The 4117-nt window shown below is 53.8% G+C and carries 5 protein-coding genes; all 5 read right to left on the bottom strand.

Annotation, left to right across the window (positions count from 1 at the left end):
• A partial coding sequence (locus DBO31_RS04875) for a sugar phosphate nucleotidyltransferase (protein WP_369907320.1) occupies positions 1–263 on the bottom strand: 263 nt, incomplete at its 3' end.
• Positions 264–595: 332 nt separating this feature from the next.
• Entirely contained in the window at positions 596–838 is a 243-nt protein-coding gene (locus tag DBO31_RS04870) for a DUF4911 domain-containing protein (protein ID WP_307788659.1), read from the bottom strand.
• The gene (locus DBO31_RS04865; protein WP_059075941.1) at positions 828–2054 is read right to left on the bottom strand and encodes a U32 family peptidase; all 1227 of its coding nucleotides are present in this window, start codon (positions 2052–2054) and stop codon (positions 828–830) included. Before DBO31_RS04865 ends, DBO31_RS04870 begins: the two co-directional genes overlap by 11 nt.
• A gap of 11 nt (positions 2055–2065) precedes the next feature.
• On the bottom strand, positions 2066–2656 hold the full coding sequence (locus DBO31_RS04860; RefSeq protein WP_150824577.1) for an O-methyltransferase: 591 nt from the start codon (positions 2654–2656) through the stop codon (positions 2066–2068).
• A complete protein-coding gene (mltG, locus tag DBO31_RS04855) occupies positions 2653–3759 on the bottom strand; it encodes an endolytic transglycosylase MltG (RefSeq protein ID WP_234995396.1) in 1107 nt (368 codons plus the stop codon). The genes DBO31_RS04860 and mltG overlap by 4 nt, the downstream gene beginning before the upstream one ends.
• Positions 3760–4117 lie beyond the last annotated feature (358 nt).

Here is a 4117-nt window from a genome sequence, read left to right as displayed (position 1 = left end):
CCATTGCCATTGGTGTACGGCGGCAGTACGAAGGTTCCCCCCGTGTCATTGTCGAGGTCCCAGGAGCTGCCGTTGCCGACGTACCAGTTCAGTTCCAGCGGCTGGTACTGGGTCAGGATGCCGACCGTCCCGATGCCGGAATGGCGGCAGTTGCTCAGGGTAAAATCAATGATACGGTATTTGCCGCCAAAGAGCAGCCCAGGCTTGGCTTGATCTTTCGTCAGGACACCGAGGCGGCTGCCTTTGCCGCCTGCCAGGATCATGGCCAGACAATTCGATTTTCTCATACGATTTCCTCCTCGCGCAGGAAACAGCTGCATCGATACCGGTCTGCTCCCATCGTACCGGGACAGCCGTTCCTCTATTTGTCTTCCTATCTAAGCTTTGGCAGATTAACAAAATCCTTGTATGCAAATATTATACACTACTTAAAATATTTTTTTAAGGGTTTGTTATCCCTATTTACGGAAATTTCACGAAAAACGTACTAAATATAGAATACCACAAAAAAACACACCTTCATCTGGTAGTTGACAAAGATGAAAGGTGTGTCCGCAATGGCAGTCCGTACCATATAGGCCGCCGGCTGTTTATTCTATTTTTCTGTTTCTTTCAGTGCTTCTTCCCTCGTCAGGAGCGTCACCATAAAGGGCAGGGCCAGAAGGATGCGCCGTGCCGCATCGGCCGTGTCCGCCGTAGTGCGCACGAAGCCGATGCCCTTTTTCCCATCGAGGGCCGTGACGACGCCGACGTATTCAAATCCTTCCATGATACGGGTGACGAAGGTCATATTGCCGGGATCGATCTTGAAATACACCCAGTCGGCATCAAGCATCATGACGGATCACCTCGCGGCGCATCATACTGTACTCTTCCAGCGGCGTATCGCAGGGGATGCCTACGAGCTGCTGGGCATGGGGGGCCGCCGTGATGGTGTTGCCGTCACCATCGGTCATGGCCGGCAGGGTAAGGGTGACCAGCGGTCCTTTCGGCTGGAGAAATTCTACGGTCTGACCGGTCTTGAAATGATTCCGCTGTTCGACCCAGACGATGTGCTTTTCCCGGTCATAGGAACGGACGAGGCCGATGAATTCGTGAGTCTGGGTATTGCTGGAATGGCTGTATACCTGATCGGCTTCAGTCGGGCGCGATACGGAGAAGCCCCGCGTATAGGGCCGGTGGGAAATCTTTTCCAGCTCCTGAAGCCATTCGGGGCGCACGTGGAAATGTTCCGGGTCACGTTCGTAAGCATCGATAGCCTGGCGGTATACCTTGACGACCGTAGCCACGTAATGGACGCTCTTCATGCGGCCTTCGATTTTCAGACTGCACAGGCCGGCATCGTACAGATCCGGCAGGTACGGCAGGAGGCAGAGGTCTTTGGAGTTGAAGATATATGTCCCCCGTTCGTCCTCTACGACGGGGAAATACTGGCCCGGCCGCTTTTCTTCGACTACGTTATATTTAAACCGGCAGCACTGGACGCACTGGCCCCGGTTGGAGTCGCGGTTCTGGGTGAAGTAATTGCTCAACAGGCAGCGGCCGGAATAGGAAATACACATGGCACCGTGGACGAATCCTTCCAGTTCGACAGGGACGCGGCGGTGGATTTCCCTGACATCGGCCAGGCTCACTTCCCGGGCCATGACGACGCGGCTGGCACCGAGGTCATGCCAGAACTGGACACTGGCCCAGTTGGTCGTATTGGCCTGGGTCGAAATGTGGATGGGCAGTTCCGGCACGAGCTTGCGGGCCAGACTGAAAATCCCCGGATCGGCGATGAGCAGGGCGTCTACGCCTATATCCCGCAAAAAGCGCAGGTAATCCGGCAGAGCCGTGAGGTCTTCATTGTGAGGGAAAATATTGACCGTCACATGGATCCGTTTTCCCCGTTCATGGGCATAGGCCACGGCTTCTTTCAGCTCATCCCGGGAGAAATTGTCACTGAAGGCGCGGAGACCGAATAATTTCCCGCCGAGATATACTGCATCGGCACCATAGAGAAATGCCATCTTCATTTTATCCATATTGCCGGCCGGAGCCAGCAATTCCATCTTTTGCATACTTATCCTTTCCAACGGGATACGGTCAGGCCATCCCCATTTTCAAAAAACACAGAATCAAAATACCGCCTATCGTCGATGAGCGACAGGAACTGGCGCAGCCGCGTCACGGCCGTCCGGTGCTTGTGCGGCAGCGTCCCCTTTATATAAATCATATCGTGATAGCGCAGGTTGTCTGCTACGATGAGCGCACCGGGCGAGAGGTGTGGCATCAGCAGCTGCAGATAGCGCACATACTGTCCCTTGGGGCCGTCGAGGAAGACAAAATCCCACGGCCCTTCCAGGCGGCTCAGCCACTGGGCCGCATCTCCCTGAAGAGCCGTGATGACCCTCGCGTAGGGAGAGCGTGAAAAATACTCCTTGGCCGTCCGGTACCGCTCTTTGTCGAGCTCGATCGTCGTCAGCTTCCCTCCCTCTGCCAGAAAGGGAGCCATGATCAGGGCAGAATAGCCGATACAGGTGCCGATTTCCAGCAGCCGGCCCGGTTTCGTCTGCTGGAGGATCCGGGTCAATAGTGGCAGTTCCGGATCCCGCAGGACAGGCAGCTGTTCCCGCGCAGCCTGACTGCGTATTTCTTCCAGAAGGTCCGTCATGGCATATGTTCCTTTACATTCTTCATATGGTCCTCGTAGGTTGTGGCAAAATAGTTATGTCCGTCTTTATCAGCAACAAAATAGAGATAGGACGTATCGGGCGCTTCCAGGATGGCTTTCATGCAGTCCATCCCCGGATTGGCAATCGGTCCCGGCGGCAGCCCTTCATAGCGATATGTATTATAGGGCGAGTCGTATTCCGTTTCGCTGATACTGTACGCCGCCTTGTGGGTTCCCATGGCATAGGAAATGCTGGCATCAGACTGGAGTTTCATGTGCCGGGACAGGCGGTTCAGGAATACCGACGCGATGAGCGGCCGGTCTTTATCGTATTTTGCTTCCTTTTCTATGAGTGATGCCAGGGTGACGAACTGGTAGATAGACATATTCCGCTCTGCAATCTGCTGGCGCATGTCGTCTGTCAGGTGACGGTCGAAATTTTTCAGCATCATGGTGACGACATCCTCTGCCGTCGCATCCTTCCCGATGAGGTACGTATCGGGAAAGAGGAAGCCTTCCGTCACAAGTGTCACCTTGCGGTTCCCTTTCATATATGGATACAGCAGGCTCGTATCGTTGGCTGCACGGAGAAAATCCTCTTCTTTGACGATGCCCAGCTTATCCAGGGCCTGAGCCGTCTGACGCACCGTATAGCCTTCGGGTACGACCAGCCGGGCTGCTTCTGATTTGCCGCTTTTTAGTTTTGCCAGGATCTGCTGGAGACTCATGTCGGACCGGATGGTATATTCCCCCTGTTTGAGATCATCGGCCTGGCCGGTGACGCGTGCCACCAGGCGGAACCAGCCAGGATTGACGATGAGTCCGTCGTCGTAGAGCTGATCGGCAATGTCGGTGGCAGTCATCTGTTCCCGCACATGGACGTATGCTTCCCTTTCGGGAAGAAAGTAATTTGGCAGGTAATACGATGCGATGCCCGCTGCGCCGGCTATGAAAAGGCACGCCGCGGCCGCTATGCCCCAGAAGCGCCTGCGGTGCCTTGCCGCCGACTGCCGTATTTCCCGGGCATCCTGCACGACTTCCTGTTCTACATGTTCAATTGTCTCTTCTATTTTTTTCTTGTTCATCCGTCTATTATACGGCAAGAACCGGTCCTGACGCAATAGGCACGACACAGCAGGCTCTTATAGCGGTTGACATCTTCTTTCCGAAGGCCAAGCCTAGTCCGCATCTGGATCCGCAATACCGCAAGGCGTATACAGAAAAGGACCCTGTCAGAGGAACCAGACTTTTTTCTTTCGTGTATCCCCGGTAGACGTGTATCCCCGGGACAATGATACAAATGTTTGGTATTTGTCTTTTTATATGATACAATACATTATACAGGGTATCGTATATGATATGATAAAGGAAATACATGCGGTATGACCGTACCGTCTCATGCGGTAAAATAGCACCTATTTCAGGAGGATTGTCATGGCTTCTGAACCGGCAGATCATTTT

This window comes from Megasphaera sp. DJF_B143 (assembly GCF_900320625.1).
In the GTDB taxonomy this organism is placed as follows: Bacteria; Bacillota; Negativicutes; order Veillonellales; family Megasphaeraceae; genus Megasphaera; species Megasphaera hexanoica.
This window is presented reverse-complemented; position numbering and strand designations above follow the sequence as displayed.

Bases quoted from the DNA above. Each gene is read 5' to 3' on its own strand.
- DBO31_RS04870 (WP_307788659.1), bottom strand. From the start codon at position 838: ATGATGCTTGATGCCGACTGGGTGTATTTCAAGATCGATCCCGGCAAT.
- DBO31_RS04865 (WP_059075941.1), bottom strand. From the start codon at position 2,054: ATGGAATTGCTGGCTCCGGCCGGCAATATGGATAAAATGAAGATGGCA.
- DBO31_RS04860 (WP_150824577.1), bottom strand. From the start codon at position 2,656: ATGACGGACCTTCTGGAAGAAATACGCAGTCAGGCTGCGCGGGAACAG.